This is a genomic window from Microbacterium sp., assembly GCF_031988965.1.
Taxonomy (GTDB): Bacteria; Actinomycetota; Actinomycetes; order Actinomycetales; family Microbacteriaceae; genus Microbacterium.
Genome location: NZ_DALZXX010000169.1, coordinates 1 through 5,453 on the forward strand (window position 1 = coordinate 1; position 5,453 = coordinate 5,453).

A 5,453-nucleotide genomic window follows, 5' to 3' on the forward strand; every position below is an offset into this window, starting at 1 on the left:
TCGTCACGTTCATCGACGAGATCCACACCCTCGTCGGCGCGGGTGCCGGCGGCGCCACCTGCGCGTGCACGACCTGGCTGCCGATGGCGGCCGCGACGATCAGCGCACCGACGAGGCCGGCGATCGTGTTGTCGCGCACCCGGCGCCGGATCCGACCGTCGTGCCACTCCGTGCGGGCGGCGTGGAGCCGTGCGCGCTCCGCTTCGGTGCGCTGCTGCGCGTTCTTGGAACCGCGTGCGGCCATGCCGTACTCCTTCGTGGACGTCGACTCTCGGCGTACAGGGGACAACGTGGCGCTCGGCGGCACCGACGTCTCCGAGCCTAGCGGCGACCTCCGGATCCGCCGATCTCGAGCGTGATGTCGGAGACCGGCGTTAGCCTGGACTGATGACCTCCGCCGCACTGCTCTCCGGGCAGACGCCCCTCGCCGTGCGCATGCGCCCGATCTCCCTCGACGAGGTGGCGGGCCAGAAGCACCTGCTGCGTGCGGGGTCGCCGATCGTGGCGCTGGCAGATCCCGACGCCACGTCACCCGGCGCCGTGTCGATCATCCTGTGGGGGCCGCCCGGCACGGGCAAGACCACGCTCGCACAGGCCATCGCCCGCTCGTCCGGGCGTCGGTTCGTCGAACTCTCCGCCATCACCGCCGGTGTCAAGGACGTCCGCGAGGTGATGCAGGAGGCGATCACCCAGCGAGACCTGTACGGGCAGACGACGATCCTCTTCCTCGACGAGATCCACCGCTTCACGAAAGCCCAGCAGGACGCCCTCCTGCCCGGCGTCGAGAACGGGTGGGTCATCCTGATCGCCGCGACGACCGAGAATCCGTCGTTCTCGGTGATCTCTCCACTGCTGTCGCGGTCGCTGCTCCTGACGCTGCAGCCGCTGACGGACGACGACATCGGACTCCTCGTCGACCGCGCCGTGACCGACGCGCGAGGCCTGAACGCTGCGGTGACTCTCGCAGACGATGCGCGTGCCGCCCTGATCCGTCTGGCGTCCGGCGACGCCCGACGTGCGCTCACCGGTCTCGAGGCCGCGGCTGCGGTCGCCATGTCCCGCAGTGGCGGCACCGGTGACGAGAGCACCGTTCCGTCGGCGACGGCCGACGACGTGGCGCAGGCCGTCGACAAGGCGCTCCTGCGCTACGACCGGCAGGGAGACGAGCACTACGACGTCATCAGCGCCTTCATCAAGTCGATCCGCGGTTCCGATCCCGATGCCGCGCTGCACTATCTCGCTCGCATGATCGAAGCGGGGGAGGACCCTCGCTTCATCGCTCGGCGTCTCGTCATCTCGGCGTCCGAAGACGTGGGCCTCGCCGATCCCCAGGCGCTCTCGATCGCGGTCGCCGCGGCCGATGCGGTCGCCTTCATCGGCATGCCGGAAGGGCGCATCCCGCTCGCCGAGGCGACCGTGTATCTCGCGACGACGGCCAAGTCGAACGCGGCATACGTCGGGATCGACGCCGCGATCGCCGACATCCGGTCCGGCGGCTTCGGACGCGTCCCGCTGCACCTGCGCGATGCGCACTACCCCGGCGCCAAGCGACTCGGCCACGGGCGTGGCTATGTCTATCCCCACGACAGCGAGTTCGGCATCCTTCCGCAGCAGTACCTGCCGGATGAGCTGCAGGGCAAGCGCTACTACGAGCCGAAGAACCTCGGTGCGGAACGTGACATCTCCGCACGTCTCGAGCGCATCCGCCGCATCCTCGACGGGCGATGATCCGGATCTGTTAGACTTGATCGGCTCGAAACCGTGTTTTCGGGCATCTCCTCGTTCACACCCCACCTTGCTGGCGCCCCGGCGTGCGCTCCAAGGCAGAACGCGGACGATACGTCCGCGAGTCGTGAGAGACACGACCGCGTCATCGGAAGGACAACTTCGTGACCACGAAGTCCCAGGACCGCCGCAAGGTTCGTCTGAGCCGTGCCCTCGGCATCCCGCTCACCCCGAAGGCCGCCCGCTACCTCGAGAAGCGTCCCTACGCTCCGGGTGAGCACGGCCGCACCAAGCGCAAGGCTGACAGCGACTACGCCGTCCGTCTGCGTGAGAAGCAGCGTCTGCGCGAGCAGTACGGCATCCGCGAGAAGCAGATGCGCAACACGTTCAACGAGGCTCGTCGCACCGAGGGCCTGACCGGTGAGAACCTGGTCGAGCTCCTCGAGATGCGTCTCGACGCGCTCGTCGTGCGTTCGGGCTTCGCCCGCACCACCGCACAGGCTCGTCAGCTCGTCGTGCACCGTCACATCCTCGTCGACGGCCAGCTCGTCGACCGCCCGTCCTTCCGCGTGAAGCCGGGTCAGCTCATCCACGTCAAGGCCAAGAGCGAGGGCACCGAGCCCTTCCAGGTCGCAGCGGCCGGCGGTCACGCCGAGGTCCTGCCTCCCGTTCCCGGCTACCTCGAGGTCGAGCTCGACAAGCTCCAGGCTCGCCTGGTTCGTCGCCCGAAGCGCGCCGAGGTCCCCGTGACCTGTGAAGTGCAGCTCGTCGTCGAGTACTACGCAGCTCGCTGAGTTCAGCTTTTCCGCAGAAGGCGTCGGGGTCACCCGACGCCTTCTGTCGTTTCGGCATACGATGGTGACACCGCGCCTTCGCGGGTCAAGGGCAAGGATGACGACATGAAGAACGTGCTGTGGTTCCTGATCGGTGTGATCGGCGGCTTCGTCGCGGCGCATTTCATGAACAAGGACCCCCGCGGTCACGACATCCTCGCCGAGGTCGATGCTCGTTTCAACGAGTTCACCGGCATCATCAGCGACGCCTACCGTGAGCAGCAGGCGCGACTCACAGATCCCGCAGACGACTGATCGCCACGGCCCGTCGGCCGCGACGCTTCGCCCGCTCTTCCACACCCTGTACGCAAGGACACCTGGCACCCCTATGAAAACTGCGGAGATCGCGCAGCGCTACCTCGACTTCTTCGAGAAGAACGACCACGTCATCGTCCCTTCCGCCTCTCTGGTGAGCGACGATCCGTCCCTGCTGTTCACGGTCGCCGGAATGGTGCCGATGATCCCGTACCTCACCGGTGTGGTGCCCGCGCCGCACCCCCGCATCGCCGACCTGCAGAAGTGCATCCGCACCAACGACATCGAAGAGGTCGGCAAGACCGCGCGTCACGGCACCTTCTTCCAGATGATGGGCAACTGGTCGTTCGGCGACTACTTCAAGGAAGGCGCGATCCGGTACGCGTGGGAGCTCCTGACCAGCTCCGAGGCCGATGGCGGTCTGGGCTTCGAGGAGAAGGATCTCTGGGTCACCGTCTATGAGACGGACGACGAGGCAGAGGCGATCTGGCGCGACATCATCGGCCTGAAGCCCGAGCGCATCCAGCGCCTCGGACGTGCCGACAACTACTGGAACACCGGACAGCCGGGCCCGGGCGGGCCCGACTCCGAGATCTTCTTCGATCGCGGTCCTGCGTACGGCAAGGACGGCGGCCCTGCCGCCGATGACTCGCGGTTCCTGGAGATCTGGAACCTCGTGTTCATGCAGGACTTCATCGAGAACATCCGTGGCAAGACCGAGTTCGACATCGTGGGCGAACTGCCCCAGAAGAACATCGACACGGGTATGGGACTCGAGCGCGTCGCCTTCCTCAAGCAGGGCGTCGAGAACATGTACGAGACCGACCAGGTGCGTCCCGTCCTCGACCGTGCCGTCGAGCTCTCGGGTCGTCGTTACGGCGCCGAGCACGAAGACGACGTCCGCTTCCGCGTGATCGCCGACCACGTCCGGTCCTCGCTCATGCTGCTCTCCGACGGGGTCCGCCCGTCGAACGAGGGGCGCGGGTACATCCTGCGTCGCCTCATGCGTCGCACGGTCCGCGCGATGCGCCTGCTGGGTGTCGACGAGCCGGTGTTCCCCGAGCTCTTCGCCACCTCGCGCGACGCCATGAAGTCCGCGTACCCGGTGCTCGAGAAGGACTGGTCGACGCTCTCGGCAGCGGCCTTCGCCGAGGAGGAGACCTTCCGCCGCACGCTCGCACAGGGGTCGACGATCCTCGATCTGGCTCTCGACGAGACGAAGAAGAAGGGCGACTCGGCGCTGAGCGGCCGAGAGGCCTTCCTGCTGCATGACACCTACGGGTTCCCGATCGACCTCACCCTCGAGGTCGCGGAGGAAGCCGGTCTGAACGTCGATCGCGCTGCCTTCGACTCGCTCATGCAGGAGCAGCGCTCCCGTGCGAAGGCCGATGCGCGCAACCGCAAGCGCCAGCTCGCCGATGTGTCGGTCTATCGCGACCTGCGCGCACTCGGCGAGACCGGTTTCGACGGCTACAGCGAGCTCGAGGTCGACTCGCGCATCCTCGGGATCCTGGTCGACGGTCAGGTCGTGACGAGTGCGGCCGAGGGACAGATCGCCGAGGTCGTGCTGGCAGAGACGACGCTCTACGCCGAGTCCGGCGGCCAGGTCGCCGACAAGGGAGTGATCGTCGGTGCAGGGTTCGAGCTCGAAGTGCTCGACGTGCAGCGTCCGGTTCCCGGTCTGATCAGCCACACCGTCGAGGTGAGCCGTGGATCCGTCGCCGTCGATGACGCCGCGACGACCGTCGTCGACGCCGCGAACCGACGGGCTGCTCGTCAGGCGCACTCCGCGACGCACCTCGTGCACGCGGCGCTCCGCGACACGCTCGGGCCGACGGCCACCCAGTCGGGATCGCTGAACCGCGCGGGGTACATGCGCTTCGACTTCGCCTGGTCTCAGGCGCTCTCGACCGACACCCGCACCGAGATCGAGGACATCGCGAACCGCGCCGTGCAGGACGCCCTCGAGGTGACCACGCGGATCGTCTCGCTCGACGAGGCGAAGGAAGCCGGCGCCATGGCGCTGTTCGGCGAGAAGTACGGCGATGTCGTCCGCATGGTGGACATCGGCGGACCGTGGTCGCGCGAGCTCTGCGCAGGTACGCACGTCAACAGCAGCGCCGAGATCGGCCTGGTCAGCGTCGTGGGCGAGTCGTCCGTCGGTGCGTCGAACCGACGGATCGAGGCTCTCGTGGGGCAGGATGCCTTCCGCGAGCTGGCGGCCGAGCGAGCTCTCGTGTCGCAGCTCACCTCGTCGCTGAAGACGCCCCGCGACCAGCTCGCCGAACGGATCGCCGACCTGTCGTCGAGCCTCAAGGCGGCAGAGAAGCGGATCGCGCAGTTCGAGGCCAAGGAGCGCGCCGGTCAGGTGCCGGCGATCGCCGACGCAGCCAGTCGTGTCGGGGCTTTCCGTGTCGCAGCGCAGTCCCTCGGAACGATCGCCTCGGCCGATGATGTTCGCGAGCTCGTGCTCGGAGTCCGCGATCGTCTCGGCTCCGACCCCGCGGTCGTCGCGCTCGGCGGGATCGTGAACGACCGCCCGGTGGTCGTCGTCGCGACGAACGACGCCGCTCGCGCAGCAGGCGCCAAGGCGGGAGCGCTCGCGAAGCGCGCTGCAGCGGTGCTCGGCGGCGGCGGCGG

5 protein-coding genes are annotated in these 5,453 nt (G+C 67.9%); 4 read left to right on the top strand and 1 reads right to left on the bottom strand.

Translation table 11 applies throughout. The annotated features are described in order from the left end of the window. Window positions 1-244 (bottom strand): hypothetical protein (locus tag RTM68_RS16615; RefSeq protein ID WP_312173054.1); only part of this gene is annotated, 244 nt, incomplete at its 3' end. A gap of 143 nt (window positions 245-387) precedes the next feature. Between RTM68_RS16615 and RTM68_RS16620 the strand changes: the two genes are divergently transcribed. The 4 genes from RTM68_RS16620 to alaS form a co-directional block, all read left to right on the top strand. Continuing rightward, complete coding sequence (locus RTM68_RS16620; RefSeq protein WP_312173057.1) at window positions 388-1,728, top strand: replication-associated recombination protein A; 1,341 nt, start codon at window positions 388-390, stop codon at window positions 1,726-1,728. Window positions 1,729-1,889: 161 nt separating this feature from the next. Next, window positions 1,890-2,519: a 30S ribosomal protein S4 gene (gene rpsD, locus RTM68_RS16625; RefSeq protein WP_194763930.1), complete on the top strand. Its 630-nt coding sequence runs from the start codon at window positions 1,890-1,892 to the stop codon at window positions 2,517-2,519. Window positions 2,520-2,624: 105 nt separating this feature from the next. Beyond that, window positions 2,625-2,813, top strand: coding sequence for a hypothetical protein (locus RTM68_RS16630; protein ID WP_194763929.1), 189 nt, complete (start codon window positions 2,625-2,627; stop codon window positions 2,811-2,813). 73 nt (window positions 2,814-2,886) lie between these two features. After that, a partial coding sequence (alaS, locus tag RTM68_RS16635) for an alanine--tRNA ligase (protein ID WP_312173061.1) occupies window positions 2,887-5,453 on the top strand: 2,567 nt, incomplete at its 3' end.

Excerpts from the sequence above, each read along its gene's own strand:
- RTM68_RS16620 (WP_312173057.1), top strand. The coding sequence starts at position 388 with ATGACCTCCGCCGCACTGCTCTCCGGGCAGACGCCCCTCGCCGTGCGC.
- RTM68_RS16630 (WP_194763929.1), top strand. The coding sequence starts at position 2,625 with ATGAAGAACGTGCTGTGGTTCCTGATCGGTGTGATCGGCGGCTTCGTC.